Source organism: Micrococcus sp. 093350064-1, assembly GCF_053627955.1.
The window spans coordinates 290,450-313,888 of sequence record NZ_JBSEYU010000002.1 but is presented as its reverse complement, the minus strand read 5'-3'; the positions used below and the strand labels follow the sequence as shown (position 1 = coordinate 313,888).

19 protein-coding genes are annotated in these 23,439 nt (G+C 73.5%); 4 read left to right on the top strand and 15 right to left on the bottom strand.

The features are described 5' to 3' along the window. Positions 1 to 57: 57 nt before the first annotated feature. Complete coding sequence (locus tag ACUW6W_RS03570) at positions 58 to 684, bottom strand: GNAT family N-acetyltransferase (protein WP_036317850.1); 627 nt, start codon at positions 682 to 684, stop codon at positions 58 to 60. Between the two features lie 57 nt (positions 685 to 741). Between ACUW6W_RS03570 and ACUW6W_RS03565 the strand changes: the two genes are divergently transcribed. Then, positions 742 to 1,407 (top strand): 5-formyltetrahydrofolate cyclo-ligase, encoded by a 666-nt coding sequence (locus ACUW6W_RS03565; RefSeq protein WP_152743779.1) that lies wholly within the window; start codon positions 742 to 744, stop codon positions 1,405 to 1,407. Between the two features lie 88 nt (positions 1,408 to 1,495). Continuing rightward, complete coding sequence (locus ACUW6W_RS03560; protein WP_041104378.1) at positions 1,496 to 1,774, top strand: FmdB family zinc ribbon protein; 279 nt, start codon at positions 1,496 to 1,498, stop codon at positions 1,772 to 1,774. A 20-nt stretch (positions 1,775 to 1,794) separates the two neighbouring features. On the opposite strand, the gene ACUW6W_RS03555 is transcribed toward ACUW6W_RS03560, so the two are convergent. The 7 genes from ACUW6W_RS03555 to guaB form a co-directional block, all read right to left on the bottom strand. Continuing rightward, positions 1,795 to 2,034, bottom strand: a complete 240-nt coding sequence (locus ACUW6W_RS03555) for a hypothetical protein (protein WP_454179810.1) — start codon at positions 2,032 to 2,034, stop codon at positions 1,795 to 1,797. After that, positions 2,024 to 5,788, bottom strand: coding sequence for a DUF4011 domain-containing protein (locus ACUW6W_RS03550; protein ID WP_445373220.1), 3,765 nt, complete (start codon positions 5,786 to 5,788; stop codon positions 2,024 to 2,026). The genes ACUW6W_RS03555 and ACUW6W_RS03550 overlap by 11 nt, the downstream gene beginning before the upstream one ends. Before the next feature lie 98 nt (positions 5,789 to 5,886). Next, entirely contained in the window at positions 5,887 to 7,506 is a 1,620-nt protein-coding gene (gene guaA, locus ACUW6W_RS03545; RefSeq protein WP_044659454.1) for a glutamine-hydrolyzing GMP synthase, read from the bottom strand. 22 nt (positions 7,507 to 7,528) lie between these two features. After that, positions 7,529 to 8,077, bottom strand: coding sequence for a DUF3817 domain-containing protein (locus ACUW6W_RS03540; RefSeq protein ID WP_036340922.1), 549 nt, complete (start codon positions 8,075 to 8,077; stop codon positions 7,529 to 7,531). Continuing rightward, on the bottom strand, positions 8,074 to 9,039 hold the full coding sequence (locus tag ACUW6W_RS03535; protein WP_036340919.1) for an SURF1 family protein: 966 nt from the start codon (positions 9,037 to 9,039) through the stop codon (positions 8,074 to 8,076). The genes ACUW6W_RS03540 and ACUW6W_RS03535 overlap by 4 nt, the downstream gene beginning before the upstream one ends. 47 nt (positions 9,040 to 9,086) lie before the next feature. Beyond that, positions 9,087 to 10,223 (bottom strand): GuaB3 family IMP dehydrogenase-related protein, encoded by a 1,137-nt coding sequence (locus tag ACUW6W_RS03530; RefSeq protein ID WP_060974318.1) that lies wholly within the window; start codon positions 10,221 to 10,223, stop codon positions 9,087 to 9,089. A gap of 92 nt (positions 10,224 to 10,315) precedes the next feature. Then, positions 10,316 to 11,860: an IMP dehydrogenase gene (gene guaB / locus ACUW6W_RS03525; protein WP_144825269.1), complete on the bottom strand. Its 1,545-nt coding sequence runs from the start codon at positions 11,858 to 11,860 to the stop codon at positions 10,316 to 10,318. Between the two features lie 185 nt (positions 11,861 to 12,045). Between guaB and ACUW6W_RS03520 the strand changes: the two genes are divergently transcribed. Beyond that, positions 12,046 to 13,479, top strand: a complete 1,434-nt coding sequence (locus tag ACUW6W_RS03520; RefSeq protein ID WP_144825270.1) for a dicarboxylate/amino acid:cation symporter — start codon at positions 12,046 to 12,048, stop codon at positions 13,477 to 13,479. A 1-nt stretch (position 13,480) separates the two neighbouring features. Here the strand turns inward: ACUW6W_RS03520 and ACUW6W_RS03515 are convergent, their stop codons facing one another. The 3 genes from ACUW6W_RS03515 to groES all read right to left on the bottom strand — a co-directional run bounded on the left by ACUW6W_RS03515 (position 13,481) and on the right by groES (position 17,566). Further along, complete coding sequence (locus tag ACUW6W_RS03515) at positions 13,481 to 15,106, bottom strand: BCCT family transporter (protein WP_313957610.1); 1,626 nt, start codon at positions 15,104 to 15,106, stop codon at positions 13,481 to 13,483. A 447-nt stretch (positions 15,107 to 15,553) separates the two neighbouring features. Further along, complete coding sequence (groL, locus tag ACUW6W_RS03510) at positions 15,554 to 17,161, bottom strand: chaperonin GroEL (protein WP_123244326.1); 1,608 nt, start codon at positions 17,159 to 17,161, stop codon at positions 15,554 to 15,556. Positions 17,162 to 17,269: 108 nt separating this feature from the next. Next, positions 17,270 to 17,566, bottom strand: coding sequence for a co-chaperone GroES (groES, locus tag ACUW6W_RS03505; protein WP_002857590.1), 297 nt, complete (start codon positions 17,564 to 17,566; stop codon positions 17,270 to 17,272). Between the two features lie 641 nt (positions 17,567 to 18,207). Here groES and ACUW6W_RS03500 point away from each other — a divergent pair. Next, positions 18,208 to 19,185, top strand: a complete 978-nt coding sequence (locus ACUW6W_RS03500) for a hypothetical protein (RefSeq protein WP_036315903.1) — start codon at positions 18,208 to 18,210, stop codon at positions 19,183 to 19,185. A gap of 205 nt (positions 19,186 to 19,390) precedes the next feature. On the opposite strand, the gene ACUW6W_RS03495 is transcribed toward ACUW6W_RS03500, so the two are convergent. The 4 genes from ACUW6W_RS03495 to ACUW6W_RS03480 are packed head-to-tail and all read right to left on the bottom strand — an operon-like array spanning position 19,391 to position 23,343. Further along, positions 19,391 to 20,146, bottom strand: coding sequence for an iron ABC transporter ATP-binding protein (locus ACUW6W_RS03495; protein WP_134377076.1), 756 nt, complete (start codon positions 20,144 to 20,146; stop codon positions 19,391 to 19,393). Then, entirely contained in the window at positions 20,143 to 21,231 is a 1,089-nt protein-coding gene (locus tag ACUW6W_RS03490; protein WP_134377077.1) for an iron chelate uptake ABC transporter family permease subunit, read from the bottom strand. The genes ACUW6W_RS03495 and ACUW6W_RS03490 overlap by 4 nt, the downstream gene beginning before the upstream one ends. Continuing rightward, a complete protein-coding gene (locus ACUW6W_RS03485; RefSeq protein ID WP_080981700.1) occupies positions 21,224 to 22,282 on the bottom strand; it encodes an ABC transporter permease in 1,059 nt (352 codons plus the stop codon). Before ACUW6W_RS03485 ends, ACUW6W_RS03490 begins: the two co-directional genes overlap by 8 nt. Beyond that, a complete protein-coding gene (locus tag ACUW6W_RS03480; RefSeq protein ID WP_454179805.1) occupies positions 22,279 to 23,343 on the bottom strand; it encodes a siderophore ABC transporter substrate-binding protein in 1,065 nt (354 codons plus the stop codon). Before ACUW6W_RS03480 ends, ACUW6W_RS03485 begins: the two co-directional genes overlap by 4 nt. Between the last annotated feature and the right edge of the window lie 96 nt (positions 23,344 to 23,439).

Here is a 23,439-nt window from a genome sequence, read left to right as displayed (position 1 = left end):
GGGCGGACCGGTCCGGCCATCGCGGCGTGTCCGCACGCGGCGTGTCCCGTCGGCCCCTCAGGGGCGCGGCCGCGAGGCCAGCCACCGGGCCAGCAGGCCGTCGGGGACCTCCTCGGCGGTCACCGCGAACGTCCGGTGGTCCCGCCAGGCGCCGTCCACGTGCAGGTACGCGCGCCGCAGGCCCTCGTCGCGCAGGCCGAGCTTCGCCACGACCCGCAGGCTGGCCGCGTTCTCCGGGCGGATGTTGACCTCGACCCGGTGCAGACCGGCGCTGCGGAACGCCCAGTCCGTCGCCATGGCCACGGCCGTCGGCGTCAGCCCCCGACCCGCCTCGCGACGGTCGATCCAGTAGCCGATCGAGCCGGAGAGCACCGAGCCGTACTGGATCCCGCCCAGGGACAGCAGCCCCACCAGGCGGTCCCGGTCCGGGCGGTCGTCGTCGAGGGCCATGCCCCACGTGTAGGCGCTGCCGTCCCGGCCCTGGCGGCCGTGCCAGCGGACCATCTGCCCGAACGACGCCGGGCCCGCGCCCGGCACGGGGCTCGTGGCGTCCCACGGCGTCAGCCACTCCCGGTTGTGCGCCCGCTGCTCCTCCCACGCCTCCCGGTCCCGCCGCCGCAGCGGCCGCAGGGCGAGGGTGCTGTGCCGCAGGGTCACGGGCCAGGGGGAACGCTGCCAGGACATGGCGTCGATCCTATGCGCGGCCGGGCGCGGCACCGGTGCGGCGGGCATCATGGGGACATGCGCACTCCCCCTCCCGTGCCCGAGCCCGCCGCCACGGGCCCCGTCGCCGGCGTCGACGACGTCGTGGACGCCAAGGCCACCCTGCGTGCGCGCCTGCGCACCGCCCGCCGCGACCGCTCCCCCGCGCGCCGCGCCGCCGAGTCCGCGGCCGCCGTCGAGCACCTGTGGGCGTGGCTGGGTCCGCGCGTGGCCGCGGCGACCGCGGACGGGACCGCCCCGGTGGTGGCCACCGTGCTGCCGATGGCCACCGAGCCGGACACCGGTGGGCTGCGCACCCGCCTGCTGGCCGCGGGGGCGCGGGTGCTCGTCCCCGTGATCGAGCCGGAACGACGCCTGAGCTGGGCCTCCTGGCACCCGGGCGTCGCGACGGCGCGCGCGGCGAACGCCCCCGTGGACGAGCCCGTGGGCGAACGGCTCGGGACCGACGCGCTGGCGGCGGCGACCGCGGTGGTCATGCCGGCGCTCGCGGTGGCCGAGGACGGGATGCGCCTGGGCCAGGGCGGGGGCTACTACGACCGCTTCCTCGCCGAGCTGCCGCGGAGCGTGCCGACCGTGGCCCTCGTGTTCGAGGACGAGCTGCTGCCGGCGGGCGCCATCCCTGCCGAGCCCACGGACCGGCCCGTGGACGGCGTCGTCACCGCGGCCGGGCTGCGCTGGGTCTGAGCCCGGCCCGCGGCGCGGAGTAGCATCGGGGGTCGGATCCCCCCAGAACCGCGCGCCCCGGCGCGCCCCGAGCGAGCTGGAGCTGAGCATGCCCACCTACGCCTACCGCTGCAAGGACTGCGGCCACGCCTTCGACGTCGTCCAGGCCTTCACCGACGACGCCCTCACCGAGTGCCCCGCGTGCGGCGGCGTCCTGCGCAAGCAGTACGGCTCGGTCGGCGTGAGCTTCAAGGGCTCCGGGTTCTACCGGACCGACTCGCGCTCCGGCACCGGGGGCACCGGCTCGGCCGGCGGATCGACCTCGGACTCGGCCGCCGGGTCCTCGACGTCCTCGACGTCGTCCTCGTCCTCCGCCCCCGCGGACTGACCCGGCCGCATCGGGCCGGCTCAGCCCCAGTGGGGCGGGCGCTGCTCGCGCAGCCAGCGGTCGCGCTCGGCCTCGGCCGCACCGGTCTCGACCCCGGCCTCATGTCCGGTCGGCGCGGTCGCCGGCGACGTCCCGGCCTGCCCGGCCAGCCGGGGCATCCCGGGCAGGCGCGGCTCGCGGCCGTCGGCGGCTGCCGGGCCGGTGCCCGGGGCGTCCGCCCGGCGCGGGCCGCGGCGGCGCGGCGCGCCGTCAGCGGGCATCGTCGTCGGTCTCGTCCGTCTCGTCCGCCGGCTCCACGCCCAGCCGGTCGGCCAGCTCGCGGGCCACGGACTCCGGGTCCGCGAACACGTCGATCGACCACAGGGTCCGGGGCTCCCAGCCGCGGGCCTCGAGCCCCTCGGGCAGGGTCCGCGAGCGCTGCCGCACCGTGAGGGCGCGGTACACCTCGCCACCGTCGCCGGCCAGGGCCAGCGGACGGGGCGCCTCGTCCTGGTCCGCGCGCGGATCGAGCACGGCCAGGTCCATGACGCCGGCGTAGCGGGGCAGGACCCGGGCGCCGTGCTCCTCGAGCCGGTCGCGCAGATCGGCCAGCAGCGGATCGCCCCCCATGCCCACGGGGTCCGCGGCGTCGTCGCCCAGGTAGGCCTCGAGCAGCCGCAGGAACCAGAGGGCGCCGCCGTCGAGCCGGTCCTCGTCCAGGTCCGCGGCGCGCAGCGCCGAGACGAGGTGCAGGCGCCGGCGGGCGCGGGTGAGCGCAACCGTGACCATGCGCTCGCCGTCCGGGTCGGAGAAGGCGCCGAAGTGGTGCACCACGCGGCCGTGCGGGGTGCGGCCGTAGCCGGGGGTGAGGATCACGGCGTCACGCACCACGGAGGCGGCGCGCACGACCGGCACGATCACGAACGGCTCGGCGTCGGCGGCGTCCTCGCCGCGGCCGCGGGCGAGGAACTCGTGGGCCCACGGCGCCTGCGCGGCCGTGGCCTGCACGGCGGCGGCCACCCTGCGGGCGTGCTGCTCGGACACCGTGACCACGGCCAGGGACTGCTCGGGCCGGTCGCGGATGTGCTCGAACACGCGCTCCACGGTGCGGGCGACCTCGGCGTTCGTGGACTCGACCACGTCGCCGCCGGTCATCGGGATGCCGGTGCCCTCGGGCAGGTACTCGGCCGTGACGGCACGATCCCGGCCGGTGGCCTCGCCCGCGGTGGGCAGCGCGTCCAGGGCGCCGTCATAGGCGAGCGCGGAGAGCAGGCGCACGAGGCGCCGCTCGAGGGGGCGGTGCACGGTGCGCAGCGGCAGGGTGGGCAGCACCTCGTCCAGCGCGTCGTGGGCCGAGCGCAGCGGGCGCAGGGGCCCGGCGGTCGCCGTCGGGTCCACGGACACCTGGAACGACTGCGGGCGCCCGATGACCGGGTCGCCGAGGGCCACCACCTGGGGGGCGCGGGTGAGCGCGCCCATCGCGGTGGCCAGGGCGGTCGCGTCGGCCTCCAGCAGCACGACGACGTCGGCGCGCCACTCCGGGGGGAACTCGGACAGGGCCATGGGCGAGGTGGTGACCACCGGCACGAGCGGCTGCAGGAGCTCGGGGGTGATCGTGGCCAGGGACTCGACCGTGGGGCTGCCCTGCTTGAGCAGGGTGCGCAGCACGGCCGCGTCCGCGCGATAGGTGCGCAGCGCCTCCCGCCAGCGCGCGGCCAGCGCGGCGGAGAGCCGGGCGCCGCCGCGCTCGAGATGGGCGCGGTCCAGGTCGCGGAACCCGCGCTCGACCTCCGCCAGGTCCGTGCCGCTCATCATGGCCAGGAAGTCGTCCCCGGAGATCATCGCCTCGAGCGCGGACTGCCACCACGCCAACTCGAGCTCGGCGGTCAGGGCCTCGGTGGGCACCTCGCGGTCGCGCAGGTCCTCGAGCAGCTCCGCCAGGCCGTGGTCGCGCAGGCTGTCCAGCACGAGGGTGCGCTCGGGCAGCGTGGCCAGGGTGTCGCGGTCCGCCACGAGCCCGTCGACGGCGGCCACGAGGTCGTCCACGTCCCGCTCCTCCAAGGGCGCCTCGGCCACGGCCTCCGGGGCGAGGACGCCCTCGAGCCGGCGCAGGCGCTCGCGCACCTGGCCGACCTGGCCCATCACGTGCTCGCCCTGGTCCGGCACCTGCGGGGGCGTGCCCGGCTCGGCGGCGTGGCGGTTCCAGTCCTCCAGGACGGCGGCGGCGTCCACGAGGGCGCCGTGCAGGTCCGTGGGCTGCACGCCCGGGCGGACCGCGTCCTTCGCCGCGCGGCGCAGGCGGGACCGGGTCACCGAGGACATCTCGACCAGGTGGAGGCGCCGCCACGAGCTGGTGGCGGTCGCCGCGACCAGCTGGGGCACGTCGAGGGAGAACACCTCGGGGGTGAACTCGGTGAGGGTGCGGGCCACACGGCGGTAGAGGTCCGCCTGCTCCGCCCAGCCGGCCACCGTGCGCTCGGGGCGCAGGCCGGCCTGGGCGGCGGCGGTGTCCACGGCGCGCCGGGTGGTGTGCAGGGCGGCCGCCAGCTCGTCGGCCAGCTCCGAGGCGGCCTCGGTCTCCTGCACGTTGCGCACGCGGGCGCCGAACCAGCGGCTCTCGGTGGCGGCGGCCGAGAACGCGCCGAGCTCCCCGGCGCGCACGAGCTGCTCGCCCACGGCCTGCCGGTTCACGGTGGAGTCCAGCACGGAGCGCTTGAGGCGCACGGTGGTGGCCGGCGGCGTCTCGAGCCCGGTCAGGGCGGCCAGGGCCTGCATCGCCTGGAACGGCGAGCAGCCCCAGCGGGGGCGGACGTGGTGCAGTGAGCCGACGTGCTCCTGCAGCCGGCGCCGTCGTTCGGTCAGGGCGGCCTCGTCCCGGGCGGTGTCGGGGTCCACGGCCCGCTCGGAGCGCAGGACGGCCTGCACGAGCTGGCGGCGGAGCAGCTCGGGGTCCGCGTTGGCGGGCACATCCAGCGCGATCGAGCGCAGGTCCGCCTCCTCGAGGCGGTCGAGCACGTCGGCCAGGGCGGCGGAGCGCTCGGCCACGACCAGCACGCGCCGACCCTCCCAGGCCAGGCGCGCGGCCAGGGCGGCGGCGGTCTGGGTCTGCCCGGTGCCGGGGGCGGCCGCCACCACGAGGGACTCCCCCGCCGCGGCGTGCTCGAGCACGCGTGCCTGGGCGGCGTCGACGTCGACGACGAGGCGCTCGTCCGCCGGGGCGACGTCATCCTCCGCGGGCGCGCCCGTGGGCTGCAGCGCCGCCGGGCGGGGCACCATGCCGGTCCCGGCGTCGTACAGGGCCTGCACGACCGGCAGATCCTCGAGGGAGGCGGGCAGGGAGGCGGTCTCGCCGAGGTCCGCGAACGTGGAGACGAGCAGGCAATCCTGGATGTGCAGGTCCGCGATCGCGGCGGTCTCCTCGCGCAGGCGGGCGAACGCGGGGGCGGGCTCGAGGCGCGCCGTGGCGTAGGCGGCCTGCTGGTACGCCTCGGGGTCCAGGGCGATGCCGTGGTGCCGGCGCAGGTTCCGCACGAGCGCCGGGTTCAGGCGGGCCGGCTCGGTGATCTGGACCTCCAGCTCGTCCCGGCCCCGGGCGCCGCGGCGCACCGTCAGGGCCACGCGGGCCAGCAGCACGGGGGCGGAGCGGCGCTCCCGCCGACCGTCCTCCTCGGCCGTCCACGTGGCCACGCCCACGGCGAGCGCGCCGACGTCGATGCCGCGTTCCTCCGCCAGCTCGCGGACCTTGGCGCGCAGGCCGAGGGAGACCTCGTGCGCCGCGTCCAGCTCCGGGCCGGCCGGCAGCAGGGTGGACAGGCGGGTGCGCCGCCCCAGCAGCAGCTGCGAGACGCCGGAGGAGTTCGCCTCCGTGAGGTCGATGCTGTTGGCCGCCGAGGGCGCGAACCGCAGCATCGTGTCGTTCTCGGCGCCCGAGCCCAGGGAGGACACCCAGGCGGCCGGGTCGGGGCGGGTCTGCCCCTCGTCGGGGCGTGCGGCGGCGCGGGCGCGGGCCAGGCGCGGGAACTCCTGCTCGGTCACGTGCGTGCGGTCCTTCCTCCGTCGCCTGGGTCCAGGCGGTCTTCGTGCGGACGGCCGCCCCGGTCAGGGGCGGCCGGATGCGGCGCCGGACGCGCCGCTCACTCCCACTCGATGGTGCCCGGCGGCTTGCTGGTCACGTCGAGCACGACGCGGTTGACACCGTCGACCTCGTTGGTGATGCGGTTCGAGATGCGGGACAGGACGTCGTCCGGGATCCGCGCCCAGTCCGCCGTCATGGCGTCCTCGCTGGTGACGGGGCGCAGGACGACCGGGTGGCCGTAGGTGCGGCCGTCACCCTGCACGCCCACGGAGCGCACGTCCGCGAGCAGCACCACCGGGCACTGCCAGATCTGGCGGTCCAGCCCGGCCGCGGTGAGCTCGGCGCGCACGATCGCGTCCGCGCGGCGCAGCAGATCCAGGCGCTCCTGGGTGACCTCGCCGATGATGCGGATGCCCAGACCCGGGCCCGGGAACGGCTGGCGGTGCACGATGCCCTCGGGCAGGCCGAGCTCGGCGCCCACGGCGCGGACCTCGTCCTTGAACAGCTCGCGCAGCGGCTCGCACAGCTCGAACTCGATGTCGTCCGGCAGGCCGCCCACGTTGTGGTGGGACTTGATGTTGGCCGCCCCGTCCCCGCCGCCGGACTCGACGACGTCCGGGTAGAGCGTGCCCTGCACGAGGAAGCGGACCTCGGTGGCGTCCGGGTCGTGCTCGGACTCGAGGACGATGTCCGCCTGCGCCTTCTCGAAGGTGCGGATGAACCGCTCGCCGATGATCTTGCGCTTGGCCTCGGGGTCGGTGACGCCGGCCAGCGCGGACAGGAAGTCCTCGCGCGCGTCCACCATCACGAGGCGGGCGCCGCCGTGGGCCTCGCCGAACGCCTGCTCGATCTCGGCGGACTCGCCCTCGCGCATGAGGCCGTGGTCCACGTAGACGCAGGTGAGGCGGTCGCCGATGGCGCGCTGCACGAGGGCCGCGGCCACGGCGGAGTCCACGCCGCCGGACAGGCCGCAGATGGCCCGCTTGTCCCCGATCTGCTCGCGGATGCGCTCGACCTGCTCCTCGATCACCCCGCTGGCCGTCCAGTCCGAGCCCAGGCCCGCACCCACGTGCAGGAACTGCTCGAGCACCCGCTGGCCGCGGGAGGAGTGGCCCACCTCGGGATGCCACTGCACGCCGAAGATGCGGCGCTCGCGGTCCTCGAACGCGGCGACGGGGGCGCCCGCGGTGGAGGCCGTCACGGCGAAGCCCTCGGGCGCCTGCGTCACGGCGTCCCCGTGGGACATCCACACGACCTGCTCGAGGTCCTGGCCCGCGAACAGCACGGAGTCGGCGTCCACCGAGTCCAGGCGGGTGGAGCCGTACTCCCGGGTGCCGGTCTTGGCCACGGTGCCGCCGAGGGCGTGCGCAATCGACTGGAAGCCGTAGCACAGGCCCAGCACGGGCACCCCGGCCTCGAGCAGCGCCGGATCCAGCTGCGGGGCGCCGGGCTCGTACACCGACGACGGCCCGCCCGAGAGGATCAGCGCCGCGGGCTTGCGCTCCAGGATCTGCGCCGCCGGGGTGGAGGCGGGCACGACCTCGGAGTAGACGTTGGCCTCGCGCACACGACGCGCGATGAGCTGTGCGTACTGGGCGCCGAAGTCCAGCACCAGCACCGTGGGCATCACGTCGCTGAGCGGGGCGGGGGTGTCGGGGTGGGGGGCATTCTGCGTCACCCGTCCAGGATAGTCGAGGCGCTCAGTAGCGCCGCGCGGCGTCCGGGAAGCGGTGCAGCTCGTCCCGGACCACGCGGGTCATGCGCTTCTCCACCACGAAGGACAGGAACGGCACGACGCCGCCGCCGGCCATCGCCAGCAGGCGCAGCGGCTCCCAGCGCATCAGGGACCACAGGCGGAACGAGGCGAGCAGGTACACCACGTACATCCAGCCGTGGGCGATGAGGATGAACAGGGACAGGTTCACTCCCCCGGTCACGCTGTCCGTGGGGTGCAGCCCCAGGCCGTTGGCCTCTCCGTCCAGGGTGGTGCCGCCCGCGTAGAGCTCCACGTGCATGCCGTACTTCAGCACCATCTCCGCCACGAGCAGCAGGAGCATGATGCCGGTGATCCACGCGCACACCACGTAGAGGCGGGTGGCGGAGCGGATCTGCTGCTGGGTGCCGGCGAAACGGCGATGCTCCCGGCCTGGCCGCGGGGGCGGCTCGGGCAGGTCGGCCTCCGTGATGTCCTCGGGATCCGGCAGGCTCGCCGGGTCCACCGGCTGGGGGCCGGGGTGCTGGGTGCTCATCGGCTCTGCTCCTCTCGGGGCCCACGGGGGCCCGGGTCGCGGGGGTCGGGGCGCGCGGCCCCGTCGTCGTCGTGGTCCTGGCGTGGGTGCGCCGCGGACTGTGCCGCGACGGCCCGCTCCTTGGCCTCGCGCGCGGCCGCCCGGCGCCGCTCGAGCTCCTCGGCGCGCCACTGCGCGGCCCACTCCTCGTCGAGCCGGCGCTCGTGCTCGTCCCGGACGTGGTCGTCGCGGACGAACCGCCACCACAGGAACAGGGCGAAGCCGGCGAAGAGCATCCATTCCACGGCGTAGAAGACGTTGAGCCAGATGATCTGGGTCTCCTCCGGCTGCGGGGCCACCCACACCGGCTCGAGCCCGCCGGGGCCGGCCGCGCCCGTCTCGGCGCCCGCGGCGTCGACCATCTCGAACGCCGCGACGTACGCCGCGTAGGACGGCTCGTCCCACACGTTCACCAGCTGGGCCGGGGCCAGGCTGCGGTACAGGAGCCGGTCGGCGGTGTCCTCGGCCGCTGCCTCACGCGGCAGGGGCCCGTCCGGGGGCAGCAGGCGTCCGGTGACGGTGACCTGCCCGGCGGGCGCGGGGTCCACGACGTCGGCGCGGGCCGACCAGCCGCGGACCACCGGGACGACCTCGCCGTCCGGGGCGCCGGCCACCCGGAGGGCCGTGACCGTCCAGTAGCCGTCGCGGCCGTTCAGCAGGCGCGGGCCGACCAGGACGTCCGTGCCGGGCACGAACTCCCCCTCGACCGTGACGACCTGGTCTGCCTGCGAGCCGAGCAGGGCCTCGTAGGGGCGCACGTGCTCCAGGAACGGCACGGCGTGCTCGGTCTGGGTGCGCGGCGGCGGCGCGTTCGTCTCCGCGGACTCGAACTGCCACTTGGACAGCGCCACGAAGACCGCGGCCGCCACGAGGGCCAGCACCAGGGTGGCCAGCCAGACGGGCTTGAGGGCGGTGCGCAGCACGCCGTATCAACTCTTCCGGTCGGGGTGCCGCCATGCGGCGGCGGGGATCAGACGGCCTGGGTGGGGGTCACGAGGACCTCCACCTTCTGGAAGTCCTTGAGCTCGGTGTAGCCGCAGGTGGCCATGGCGCGCTTCAGGCCGCCCATCAGGTTGGACGTGCCGTCCGCGTGGCGGCCGGGCCCCCACAGGACCTCCTCGAGCGGAGCCACCTGGCCCACGTGGGTGCGGTGCCCGCGCGGCAGCTCCGGGTGGACGGCCTCGAGGCCCCAGTGCCAGCCGCCGCCGGGGGCGTCGGTGGCGCGGGCCAGGGCGGCGCCCAGGACGACCGCGTCCGCGCCCATGGCGATCGCCTTGACGATCTCCCCCGAGGTGGAGACGCCGCCGTCGGCGATCACGTGCACGTAGCGGCCGCCGGACTCGTCCATGTAGTCGCGGCGCGCCTCGGCGATGTCCGAGATGGCCGTGGCCATCGGCACACGGATGCCCATGGCGCGGCGCGTGGTGGTGGACGCGCCGCCGCCGAAGCCGACGAGCACGCCGGCCGCGCCGGTGCGCATCAGGTGCAGGGCCGGCGTGTAGCCGGCCGCCCCGCCCACGATCACGGGCACGTCCAGCTCGTAGATGAACTGCTTGAGGTCCAGCGGCTCCTGGGTGGAGGAGACGTGCTCGGCCGAGACGGTGGTGCCGCGGATGACGAACAGGTCCACACCCGCCGCCACGACGGTGCGGTAGAACTCCTGCGTGTTCTGCGGGGTCAGCGAGCCCGCGACGACGACGCCGGCCTCGCGGATCTGCGCGAGGCGCTCGGTGATCAGATCGGGGCGGATGGGGGCCGCGTAGGCCTCCTGCAGCATGCGGGTGGCCTCGGTCCCGGCCGGGCCGGCCTCGAGGGCGGCGATCTCCTCGAGCAGCGGGCGCGGGTCCTCGTGGCGGGTCCACAGGCCCTCGAGGTTGAGGACGCCGAGACCGCCCAGCCGCCCCATCGCGATGGCGGTCTCCGGGCTCATCACGGAGTCCATGGGCGCACCGATCACGGGCATGTCGAACGTGTAGGCGTCGATGCGCCACGTGAGGCTGACATCCTGGGGATCCCGGGTGCGCCGCGCGGGCACCACGGACACGTCGTCGAGGGAGAAGGCCCGGCGGCCGCGCTTGCCGCGGCCGATCTCAATCTGGTTCGTCACCGGGCCAGCCTAGCCCAGGCGCCACGGGGGCGGCTCCGACCGTGTCGTCGGCGCCGCCCCGTCCGGGGGCCCCCCCGGAACCGACGTGCGGGTCAGCGCGAACGGTAGTTCGGGGCCTCGACGGTCATCATGATGTCGTGCGGGTGGGACTCCTTCAGGCCCGCCGCGGTGATGCGCACGAAGCGGCCGTTCTCCTTGAGATCGGCCACCGTGGACGCGCCCGTGTAGAACATCGTCTGGCGCAGGCCGCCCACGAGCTGGTGGACCACCGAGGCGATCGGGCCCCGGAACGGCACCTGGCCCTCGATGCCCTCGGGGATCAGCTTGTCCTCGTCCGGCACGTCCGCCTGGAAGTAGCGGTCCTTGGAGAAGGAGCGCGTGCCGTTGCGGGTCTGCATGGCGCCCAGGGAGCCCATGCCACGGTAGGTCTTGAACTGCTTGCCCTGGTAGAACACGAGGTCGCCCGGGGACTCGGCCGTGCCGGCCAGCAGGGAGCCGAGCATCACCGAGTCGGCGCCGGCCACGAGGGCCTTGCCGATGTCACCGGAGTGCTGCAGGCCGCCGTCGGCGATCAGCGGGACGCCCGCGGGGCGCGTGGCCTTGGCCGCCTCGTAGATGGCGGTGATCTGCGGGACGCCGACGCCGGCCACCACACGGGTCGTGCAGATCGAGCCCGGGCCCACGCCCACCTTCACGGCGTCCGCGCCGGCGTCGACGATCGCCTTGGCGCCCGCGTAGGTCGCGGCCTGACCGCCGATGACGTCGACGTGCGCGGCCGCCTTCTCCTTCTTCAGGCGCGCGATCATGTCCAGCACGCCGTGCGTGTGGCCGTTCGCGGTGTCCACCACGAGGGCGTCCACACCCGCCTCGACGAGCGCCATGGCGCGCTCCCAGCCGTCGCCGAAGAAGCCGACGGCGCCGCCGACGAGCAGCCGGCCCTCGTCGTCCTTCGCGGCGTCCGGGTACTGCTCCGCCTTGTCGAAGTCCTTGATGGTGATCAGGCCGGTCAGCCGGCCCGCATCGTCCACGAGCGGCAGCTTCTCCACACGGTTCTGGGAGAACAGGCGGATGGTCTCGGCGCGCGAGACGCCCTCCTGCGCGGTGACCAGCGGCATGCGGGTCATGGCGGTGTCCACCGTGCGGGTGGCCCACTCCTCGCGCGGGATGAAGCGGGTGTCGCGGTTGGTGATGATGCCCAGCAGCGTCATGTCCTCGGCCACCACCGGCAGGCCGGAGACGCGGTACTGGGCGCACAGCTCGTCCAAGTCCGCGAGCGTGGCGTCGGGGCCGATGGTCACGGGGTCCTTGATCATCCCCGACTCAGAGCGCTTCACGGTGTCCACGTGGCGGGCCTGGTCCTCGATGGACAGGTTGCGGTGGATGATGCCCATGCCGCCCTGGCGGGCCATGGCGATGGCCAGCGGAGCCTCGGTCACGGTGTCCATCGCCGCGGAGACGATGGGGATGTTCAAGCGGATGTTGCGGGTCAGCCGGGTGCCCGGGTCCGCGTCCGCGGGGATCACGTCGGTGGCGTTGGGCAGCAGCAGGACGTCGTCGTAGGTGAGGCCGAAGAAGCCGAAGGGATCCGAGGAGGAGTGGACGGGCTCGGGGCTGGGACCGGTGCTGGTGTTGGTCACGAAGGCGCCTTTCGGGACGGGTGTTTCCGCGATTCTATGCCCGGGGGTCAAACCGGCGACCCGGGTGCGGGCCACGTCACAGGGCCCCCGCGCTGGGCCACGCGGGGGCGAGACGGACGTCACCACGACGTCACATGGCGCAATCCGTTTCGGCGCCGTGGTATTGGACCGCCTAACCTCCCCGGATGAGCACCGCACAGTCCTCCCCCGCACCGGCGCCCCGACGCCGGCTCCCCGCCTGGACGTCGAACTTCGGCTGGCAGATCGCCGCCGCCCTCGTCCTCGGCCTCGTCCTGGGCCTGATCGCCCGCGCGACGGGGCACACCTCCGAGCACCCGACCTGGCTCGGCGAGACGCTGGCCACCGTCGGCAGCATCTACATCAGCCTGCTGAAGGCCACGGTCGTCCCGCTGGTCTTCTTCGCCGTCGTCGCCTCCATCGCCAACCTGGCCCAGGTGACCAACGCGGCCCGCCTGGCCGCCAAGACTCTGCTCTGGTTCGCCATCACGAGCCTCATCGCGGTGCTCATCGGCCTCGCCGTCGGCGTCGCGCTGCAGCCGGGCGTGGGCACCGGCCAGACCGCGCCGGCGTCCTACCAGGCCAAGGACGTCGGCTGGCTCGACTTCCTGACCTCCCTGGTGCCGGCGAACTTCCTCGGCCTGACCGTCAAGACCACGGCGGGCGAGGACGGGGCGCTCGCCTCCTCCCCCACGTTCAACGTGCTGCAGATCCTCGTGATCGCGATCGTCGTGGGCGTGGCCGCGCTCAAGGTCGGCGAGAAGGCCGCCCCGTTCCTCACGTTCTCCCGCTCGGTGCTCGCGATCATCCAGAAGCTGCTGTGGTGGATCATCCGCCTGGCCCCGATCGGCACCATCGGCCTGCTGGGCAACGCCGTGGCCTCGTACGGCTGGTCCACGATGGGCACGCTGGCCAAGTTCGTGGTGGCGATCTACGTGGGCCTGGCCCTCGTGATGCTCGTGGTGTACCCGGTGCTGGCGCGCCTGCACGGGCTCTCCGTCAAGCAGTTCTTCACCGGCGTGTGGCCGGCGTTCCAGCTCGGCTTCGTCTCCCGCTCCTCCCTCGGCACGCTGCCCGTCACCCAGCGGGTGGCCGAGCGCAACTTCGGCGTGCCCACCGGCTACGCCTCCTTCGCCGTCCCGCTGGGCGCCACCACCAAGATGGACGGCTGCGCCGCGATCTACCCGGCCGTGGCCGCCGTGTTCATCGCCCAGTTCTACGGGATCGACATGAGCCTGAGCCAGTACGCCCTCGTGGCACTCGTGTCCGTGCTGGGCTCCGCCGCGACCGCCGGCACCACCGGCGCCACCGTGATGCTCACGCTCACGCTGTCCACCGCCGGGCTGCCCCTCGAGGGCATGGCCCTGCTCCTGGCCGTCGACCCGATCGTGGACATGGGCCGCACCGCCCTCAACGTGTCCGGCCAGGCCCTCATCCCCGCCCTCGTGGCCTCCCAGGAGGGCATCCTCGACCGGGACCGCTACGACGCCCCGCGCGGCGACATCTTCGGCGAGGACGAGGAGGAGATCGTCGAGGCCCGCGCCCACGCGACCGCCGACTCCCGCGCCCAGCTCGTCGGCACCTCGGAGCCGCGCGCCTGAGTCAGCGACCGGACGGGCCCGCTCCGGCGGGCCCGTCCGCGCCGTCCCCCTCGTCCAGGTACTCGCCCAGCACGTAGTCGTCGTCCACGGGGTTCCCGTCCTCGTCCGTGCGGCGGTACCAGTCGGTGATCTCCGCGGCGGTGGAGTCGAATCCCTCGCCGGCCGCGTACCAGCTGCCCGGCGGGGTGCGCTCCACCGTGAACGCGAAGTCGTCCCCGTACTCCACCAGGCCCCGCACCGTCGCCTTCTCGACGGCGGCCCGCTGGTACCGGTCACGGATCGCGAAGGGGTCGTTGGCCAGTTCGCGCTGGAGCGCGACCGCCATGAGGACGAGCACCACGGTGAACGGCAGCGCCGTGATGGTGATGAGGTTCTGCAGGCCGGTGAGCGCGGTGTCGCCGCCGGTCAGCAGCATCACGACGGCGATGCCCGCCATGCACAGTGCCCAGAACACCGTGATCGTGCGGCGCGGGGCCGGGGCGCCGCGCTGCGAGAGCTGCGAGTTCACGATCGAGGCGGAGTCCGCCGTCGTGATGAAGAAGACCGCCAGCATGACGATCACGACCGGGGCCACCAGCCCGCCGCCGGGCAGCTGGTCCAGGACCACCCAGAAGATCTCCGCCGGCGCGGGCAGCGACGCGGCCGTGCCGTCCGGCGCCACGGAGCCCTGCGTCCGTTGCAGCCAGATGGTGGTGCCGCCGATGATCGTGAACGCGCCGACGATCACCGCGGCCGGGATGAACAGGGCGCCGAGGACGTACTGGCGGATGGTCCGGCCCTTCGAGATCTTCGCCATGAACACGCCCACGAACGGGGCCCAGCTGACCCACCACGCCCAGTAGAAGATCGTCCAGCTGGAGAGGAACTCCTGCATGTCCTCCCCCTCGGCCATCGAGGCGCCGAGGGCGTCCGGGGCGGAGGAGACGTAGTCCATCAGGACGCCGGGCACGATGTTCAGCAGGAACGCCGTCGGGCCGACGACGAAGAAGAACAGCGCCAGGCCGAGGGCGAGCAGCATGTTGATGTTGGACAGCCACCGGATGCCGCGGGCCACACCGGACACCGCCGAGAAGATGGTGCCGATCGTGAGCACCACGATGATCCCCAGCGCCACCGTGTTCCCCGGCGCGGACCAGCCCGAGACGATCTGCACGCCGCGGCCGATCTGCAGGGCGCCGATGCCCAGCGAGGCCGCCGTGCCGAACAGGGTGGCGATGATCGCGAGCCCGTCGATCAGGCGCGCGCCGACCGAGTCGCTGCGCTGGGAGTCGCCGAACAGCGGCGCGATGATCGAGCTCATCAGCGGCACCCGACCCCGGCGGTAGGACACGTAGCCGACCGACAGGCCGACGATCGCGTAGATCGCCCACGCGTTCACGCCCCAGTGCAGCGCGGCCTGGGCCAGCGCGCCCGTCACCGCCTCCTCGCTCCCCGCCTCATACGCCCCCGGGCGCGGGGCCAGGTAGTAGGTCAGCGGCTCGTACGGGCCGAAGAAGATGGTGCCGATGCCGATGCCGGCCGCGAAGAGCATGGCCGACCAGCTCGCCGTGGAGTACTCCGGCTTCTCCCCGTCCAGGCCCAGCGGGATCTCGCCGTACCGGGAGAACGCCAGGGCCAGCAGGAACACCACACCATCCCGATGGCCAGCAGGGCGAACAGCCAGCCGGCGTGGAGCATCACCCAGTCGAGGGCCGCGCTCGAGACGGCCAGGACGGCGTCCGGCTGCAGCACGCCCCACACCACGAAGCCGACCACCAGCAGGCCGACGACGGTGAGGATCGCCCGGTCCACGCCGTAGCGCACCCGGCGGTCCTCCACGGACACGCCCGGCACGAGGGCCGGGTGGATGCCGTGCGGATAGGAGAACTCCCGGACGAAGCGGCGCAGCCGTGGCCGGGCCGGGGTCCGGGTCGGGTGGGACCCGGTGGGACGGGGCGGCGTGGGTGTGTCCATGGGCACACCCTAGGGGGCGCCCCGGACGGCGGTCGTCTCCCGCCCGCACGACGACGGCCCCTCACCCGGGCGGGCGAGGGGCCGTCGTCGTCGACCGGCCGCGTCAGGGCCGACTCAGGGGTCAATGCTGGTGGTCGGCCTCGTCCTCCTCGGCGGGCTTGTCCGCCACGAGGGTCTCGGTGGTCAGCACGAGGGCCGCGATGGAGGCGGCGTTGGCCAGCGCGGAGCGGGTCACCTTGACCGGGTCGATCACGCCGTCGGCGATCAGGTCGCCGTAGACGCCGGTCTTCGCGTTGAAGCCGTGGTTCGGCTCCAGCTCGGCGACCTTGGAGACCACCACGTAGCCGTCCTCGCCCGCGTTCTGGGCGATCCAGCGCAGCGGCTGCTTCAGGGCCTTGCGGACGATGTCCACGCCCACGGCGGCGTCGCCGGTCAGGGCCTGGACGTCGGCGTCGGTGTCGAGCGCGGTCAGCGCGTTGATGAGCGCGGTGCCGCCGCCGGCCACGATGCCCTCCTCGAGGGCGGCGCGGGTCGAGGACACGGCGTCCTCGATGCGGTGCTTGCGCTCCTTGAGCTCCACCTCGGTGGCGGCGCCCACGCGGATCACGCCGATGCCGCCGGAGAGCTTGGCGAGGCGCTCCTGGAGCTTCTCGCGGTCCCAGTCGGAGTCGGTCGCGGCGGCCTCGGCCTTGATCTGGGCGACCCGGGCCTCGACGTCCTCGGCCGCACCGCCGCCGTCGACGATGGTGGTCTCGTCCTTGGTGACGGTGATGCGGCGGGCGGAGCCGAGCACGTCCAGGTCGGCCTGCTCGAGCTTCATGCCGAGGTCCGGGGAGACGACCTGGGCGCCGGTGAGGATCGCGATGTCCTGCATCATGGCCTTGCGGCGGTCGCCGAAGCCCGGGGCCTTGACGGCCACGACGTTCAGGGTGCCGCGGATCTTGTTGACCACGAGGGTGGACAGGGCCTCGCCCTCGACGTCCTCGGCGATCACGAACAGCGGCTTGTTGGCCTGCAGGACCTTCTCCAGCAGGGGCAGCAGCTCCTGCACGTTGGAGATCTTGCCCGAGTTGATCAGGACGTAGGCGTCCTCGAGCACGGCCTCCTGACGCTCGGCGTCGGTGACCATGTACGGGGACAGGAAGCCCTTGTCGAACTGCATGCCCTCGGTGACGTCCAGCTCGGTGGAGGTCGTGGAGGACTCCTCGATGGTGATGACGCCGTCGGTGCCGACCGTGTCGAACGCGCGGGCCAGCAGCTCGCCGACCTCGTCGTTCTGGGCCGAGATGGCGGCCACGTGGGCCACCTCCTGGCCCTCGACCGGGCGGGCGTTCTCCTGCAGGCGCCGCTCGACGGCGGCCACGGCCACCTCGATGCCCTTCTTGACCTCGCCCGGCGCGGCGCCGGCGGCGACCTGGCGCATACCCTCGTTCACGAGGGCCTGGGCCAGCACGGTGGCGGTGGTGGTGCCGTCGCCCGCGATGTCGTTGGTCTTGGTGGCGACCTCCTTGGCGAGCTGGGCGCCCATGTTCTCGTACGGGTCCTCCAGCTCCACCTCACGGGCGATCGTGACGCCGTCGTTGGTGATGGTGGGGGCGCCCCACGCCTTGTCGAGCACCACGTTGCGGCCCTTGGGGCCGAGGGTGACCTTGACGGTGTCGGCGAGCTTGTCGATGCCGGCCTGGAGGGCGCGGCGTGCGTCGTCGTTGAAAGCCAGCTGCTTGGCCATGACGGACGCTCCTTTCGTTCAGGGAGTCAGGGGGTGCGGGGACGCGAGGGGCCCGGGGCGCGCGCACCGGTGCGGTGCGCGCCGCTCACCGGGCCCGTCGCGGCGGGGTCACTTGGTGACGACGGCCAGCACGTCGCGGGCGGAGAGCACCAGGTACTCCTCGCCGCCGACCTTGACCTCGGTGCCGCCGTACTTGGAGTACAGCACCACGTCACCCTCGGCGACGTCGACCGGCACGCGGTTGCCGTTCTCGGCGACCCGGCCCGGGCCCACGGCCACGACCTGGCCCTCCTGCGGCTTCTCCTTGGCGGTGTCCGGGATCACGAGGCCCGACGCGGTGGTCTGCTCGGCCTCCAGGGGGCGGACAACGATGCGATCCTCGAGGGGCTTGATGGAGACAGACATGCTGCACACTCCTTCTTCGTCGACGTGCGGCTCCGGCGGGCTCGCCGGACCGCTGATGCTGTGGTCTGCGGGTGCGCCACGGGCGTCAGACCCTCCGTCGTCGCGGTGCCGGACGGTCCACCTCGGGCATTGGCACCCGGTACCCCCGAGTGCCAGTGCCCACTCTACTCCGGGTTCTGGCACTCCTTCAACATGAGTGCCAGCCGTGTCCCCGCCGTCCGCCGTGGGCGGAGGGCGCGGGGCGCGGTGCGGTGGGATGCCGTGGGGCGGCGGGCGGGGCGGGTTCCGGGCCCGGGCCCGGGAGCATACGGAGTGGTCACGACTGCGGCCCGCAACCTGTCCCTCCCCCACTCCCCGCCCTCCCCCCTCCCCCCTCCGTGGGCAGAAACCACACCCCCGCCCATCGCGTGGGCAGCATCCGCAGGTTTTCGATCTCCGTGGGCAGAAGCGCCCTCTCTTCTGCCCACGGATGTTGCGTGGGCGGAACTCCTCGCAGTTCTGCCCACCGAGCCATGACGACGTCGTCCCGGCGGGACAACCGGCCGCCGCCGAGTCCTGCACAGCCGGCCCACCCCGCGCCGGTGTGCACAGACACGCGGCCCGCCCGGCCGTCGTCAGGCCGACCGCGTCAAGGTCGACCCATGTCCTTCGCCCCCGATCTCCCCCTCGTCCCCGTCTTCACCACCCGCGACGTGCTCGAACGCGGTCTGCCGCCCAGCCGGGTGCGGCGGTCCGACGTCCTCCGCCTCGCCCGCGGCATCCACCGTCGCCGTGACATGCCGCTGCGCACCTGGGAGTCTGCCGGGCTCCCGCCGCCGCACCACGGGGTCGGCCTCGACCTGCTGACCGCCCTCCTGCGGTCCCGTCCCGACGCCGTTCTCTCCCACGAGACGGCGGCGCACCTCCACGGCCTCCCGCTTCCCCCGGGCGGGGCCACGCGACGCGCCGCCGTCGAGATCACGTTGCACCGCGGCACCGCACGGGCGCGGATCCCCGGCGTCATGGAGCACCGCAGACCCCTGCCCGCCGGCCACGTCACCTCCGTGCTCGGGCTACGGGTGACGACGCCGGAACGGACCTGGCTCGATCTGTGCTCGATCGGCCACCCCTGGGACGAGGCATCCCTCGTGTCGGCGGGTGACCACCTGGTCCGTCACCCCTGGTCCCCGCGCGGCCGGCGGCCTCCCATCACCACGGTCACCGCGCTGCACGAGGCGATGCGGCCGCTCGGGCGGTTCGTCGGAAGACCGCGGGCGACGGCGGCGCTCGAGCGCGTACGGGTGGGTGCCGACTCGCCGCAGGAGACCCGGCTGAGGCTGGCGCTCGTCGAGGCGGGGCTGGGCGAGCCGACGCTGCAGCACGTGTTCGACCCCGGGCGGCGGGACGCCCCCGAGGCCGATCTGTGGTTCGAGGACTGCCGGCTCGTCCTCCAGTACGACGGCGAGGTGCACCGGAGTGCCGAGCAACACGCCCGGGACGCCCGGCGAGACCAGTACTACGCGGAGCGTGGGCAGATGACCCTGCACGTCACGAGCCGGGACGTCGGCGAGGGATACGCGCGGGTGATCGAGGCCGTCCTCAGACGACGGGCACAGGTCTCGAACGGCTGGGATGCCTGACGTCGTCGTCGCGTATGGCCCTGCCGTCCATGCGCAGGGGTTCCGTGGGCAGAAGCGAGGGTGCTTCTGCCCACGGAACCTGGAAACACGCGGGTTCTGCCCCCGGAAGGCGAGACCCGGCGGGTTCTGCCCACGGAACGCTCGCGTCGGCCGGGCACCCGACCCCCGCCCGGACCGACCCGGGCCGGCCTCACCGTCGCCCCGCTCAGTAGTACACGGCCAGCGGCCCGTGCGGTCCGTCCACCACGCTGCAGGGGGTCTTGAAGATCCGCTCCAGCACCTCAGGGCACAGGATCTCGGCCGGGGTGCCGGTCTCCACCACCTGGCCGTCGCCCATGGCCACGATCCGGTCGGCGTAGTGGGCGGCGAAGTTGATGTCGTGCAGCACGATCACCACGGTCCGGCCCAGCTCGTCGGCCGCCCGACGCAGCTGCTGCATCATCTGCACCGAATGCTGCATGTCCAGGTTGTTCAGCGGCTCGTCCAGCAGCACGTACTCGGTGTTCTGCGCCAGCACCATCGCCACGTACGCGCGCTGCCGCTGGCCGCCCGAGAGCTGGTCGAGGTACCGGTTCTCGAACGGGCCGAGGTTGAGGAAGTCGATCGCGTCGGACACGTGCCGCTCGTCCTCCAGGGTCAGCCGGCCGCGCGTGTACGGGTAGCGCCCGAACCCCACGAGCTGTCGCACGGTCAGCCGCGTCACGAAGTGGTTCTCCTGCCGCAGGATGGACAGGGTCTGCGCGATCCTCCGGGACGGCGTCGTGGTGATGTCGTGCCCGCCCACGGCGATCGTCCCGGCGTCGGCGTCCTGCAGCCGGCCGATCATCGTCAGCAGCGTGGACTTGCCCGCCCCGTTGGGCCCCACGAGCGCGGTCACTCCCCCGGCCTGGATGTCCAGGTCCACGGGCCCGATGCACACCTCGTCGCTGTGGCGCTTCACCACGCCGCGCAGCTCGATCACAGACGTCCCTTTCTCATCACGACGACCAGGAAGGTGATGCCGCCGATCAGCTCGATGACCACCGTGACCGCACCCCCCGCGTAGAACACGTGCCGCAGCACGAAGTAGGCGCTCGTGAGCACCGCGTACCCGGCCAGCGCCGCCACCGGGAGGATGAACCGGTGGTCGTGGGTGTCGACGAGGCTGTACGCCAGCGTCGCCACGAGGAAGCCGAGGAACGTCATCGGGCCCACGAGCGCGGTGGTCATGGCCATCAGCACGGAGACCAGCAGCAGCGTCACCATGAGCTCGCGCCGGTGGTGCAGGCCCAGGTTGGTCGCGGCGTCGGCGCCGAGCGCCACCGTGTTCAGGCGGCGGGAGCGCAGCCACAGCAGCGCGCACACGACGACGGCGATGGGCGCGGCGATCGCCACGTACTCGGTCCGGGCGTTCGAGATGTTGCCGAAGAGCCGCGCGCTCAGCAGGTCGAACGAGTTCGGGTCCAGCAGTCGCTGCATGAACGTGCTCAGCGCGGCCAGCCCGCCGCCCAGCACCACGCCCACGAGCAGCATCAGATGGACGCTGCCGTAGGGCCGGGAGAGCAGCCACGAGTACAGGGCCGTCGCCAGCGCCACCATGAGCGCGGCCTGGGCGAGGAACGGCCCCACCCCGGTCAGCACCGCGACGCCCGCGGCCCCCAGCACGTACACGGCGGCGGTCGACACGGCGGTGTAGAGCGCCTCGAACCCCATGATCGAGGGCGTGATGATGCGGTTGCCCGTCACCGTGTGGAAGCTGACGGTCGCGAAGGAGTGGCACAGCGCCACGATGCCGATCACGCCCAGGGACTCCACGCGCATCCGCGCGATCATCCAGAACGCGCGCGAACCGGGTTCGGCCCCGTTGCCCCAGAGCAGGACCCCGGCGGTGGAGAGCACGGCGACGACGGCCAGCACCGCGACGACGACCGCATACCTCCGGCGGTCGGCGGCGGTGACGAACGCGCCGGACCGGCGCGGGGCGTCGGCGTCGACGGGCCCGGCCGCGGTGGCGCCGCCGGGCGGGGCGGGGATGCGACCCGGGGCGGTCGCGAGCGGCTCAACCATGCTTGGCCTGCCTCAGCAGCAGGGCGAGGAACACGATCGCGCCCACGAGGCCCAGGATCAGCGAGATGGGCACCTCGAACGGGGCGATCACGGTGCGCCCGATCAGGTCGCAGACGATCACGATCCACACGCCGACCATGACCACCCAGGGCAGGTTCGTGCGCAGGTTGTCGCCACGGACCATGGACACGAGGTTGGGGACCACGAGCCCCAGGAACGGGAGGGCCCCGATCACCACGGTGACCACCCCGGTGGCCACGGCCACCATGGCCACGCCGGTGAGGATCACGGCGTCGTAGTTGAGGCCGACGTTCGTGGCGACGTCCTTGCCGAGGCCGGCCACGGTGAAGCGGTCCGCGATGACGAAGACCGCCACGCACACGATCAGCACGAGGAAGAGCAGCTCATACCGGCCGCGGACCACGGAGGTGAACGAGCCCGCGAACCACGCGCCCACCTGCTGCAGCATGTCCGTCTGGAGGGCGAGGAACGTCGAGGCGGCGCCCACGACGGCGCCGAGCATGATGCCCACGATCGGCACGATGAGGGAGGACTGCAGGCGCACACGCCGCAGGAAGAGGAAGAACACGAGGGTGCCGACGAAGGCGAAGAGGATGGCCCCGGCCATCCGGGTCACCAGGCCCGCCCCCGGCACGAGCACCATGGTCACCAGCAGGCCGAGACCGGCCCACTCGGTGGTGCCCGTGGTGCTGGGCTCCACGAAGCGGTTCTGCGTCATGAGCTGCATGATCAGCCCGCACATCGCCATCGAGGCGCCGGCCAGCACGAGGGCGACCGTGCGCGGCACGCGCGTGATGGCGAACATCTCGCGTCCGCCCTCCGCGCCGACGTCGTACACGCCCACGAACAGCGAGACCACGACGAGGGCCGCGGTCACCACGACGCCGACCAGCAGCGGCCAGGTGCGCTGCCAGCGGGTGCGCTCGGGCCGCAGGACGGCGGGCGGGACCCAGCACACGCGGTCGCCCCGCCCCGGCTCCTCGAGCCGGGGCGGGGCGTCGGCGACGTGGTGACGCACGTCGAGGATCACTGCGCGCCTTCGAAGGCCTTCGCGAGGTCCTCCATGACGGTGGTGTGGTTCTGGATGTCCTCGGCGACGTAGAAGTCGGCGGGCAGGTAGACGATGTTGCCCTCCTTCACCGCGGTCACGTCCTGGAGGGCCTCGGAGCGCTCGATCAGCTCGGCGGCGGTGGCGTTCTCCTCGCCGATGGCGGCGTCGCGGTCCATGACGATCAGCCAGTCCGGGTTCGACTTCGCGATGGCCTCGACGGAGATGTCGTCGCCCTGGTGGTTGTCGGTGCCCGACTGCTCGAGGGCCGGGGTCAGGCCCAGCATGTCGAAGAACGGGCCGATGGCGCGACCGGTGCTGGGCGCGACGTACGACAGCTCGCCGCCCGAGGCGATGAGGCCCATGACGGTCTGCTCGGGGTTGTAGGCGTCCTTGGCGCGCTGGGTGGCGGCGTCGAAGTCGGCGATGAGCTTCTCGGCATCGGCCTCGTGGCCGGTGGCCTCGCCCAGCAGGGTGGTCAGCTCCTTCAGGCCCTCGTCCATGGGGGTCTGCGTGACGTCGAAGTCCGTGTCCACGACGGCGGCGTCGCCGGTCAGCTCGTCGATCTCGGCCTTGCGCTCGTTGAACCGCTGGCCGTTGAACACGACGTCCGGCTCGGCCGTGACGAACAGCTCCATGTCCGGCTCCCGGTGGTTGCCGATGTCGGCGACCGAGTCGTCCTGGAGGTAGGAGGGCCCGCCCTCGCCCTTGTACATGATCTGCTTCGGCGCGGCAGACAGCTCGACGCCCCAGTCGTCCAGGGTGCGGAAGATGCGGTTGTCCGTGGCGATGACGGAGTCGACCTCCTCCGGCAGGGTGACCTCGGCGCCGGACATGTCGGTGACGGTGACCCCGGTCGCGATGCCGCCCGAGGCGGCCGAGGAGCCGCCGGCGGCGCTCGCGGAGGCCGATGACTCGCCGGAGGCGCTCGCGGAGGACGAGCCCGTGGCCGCGCCGCCGGCGGAGCAGCCGACGAGGGCGAGGGCCGCCACCGAGGTCAGGGCGAGACGGGCGAGGCGGGGGGCGCTGACGGAACGCGGCATGGTTCTCCTTCTGGGCGGCGGGGCTGCCCCGGGATGAGCAGTCGGGGTGGTGGGCGCGCTCCCGTGGAGGTGAGCCTTGCCTCAGTCGAATACCGT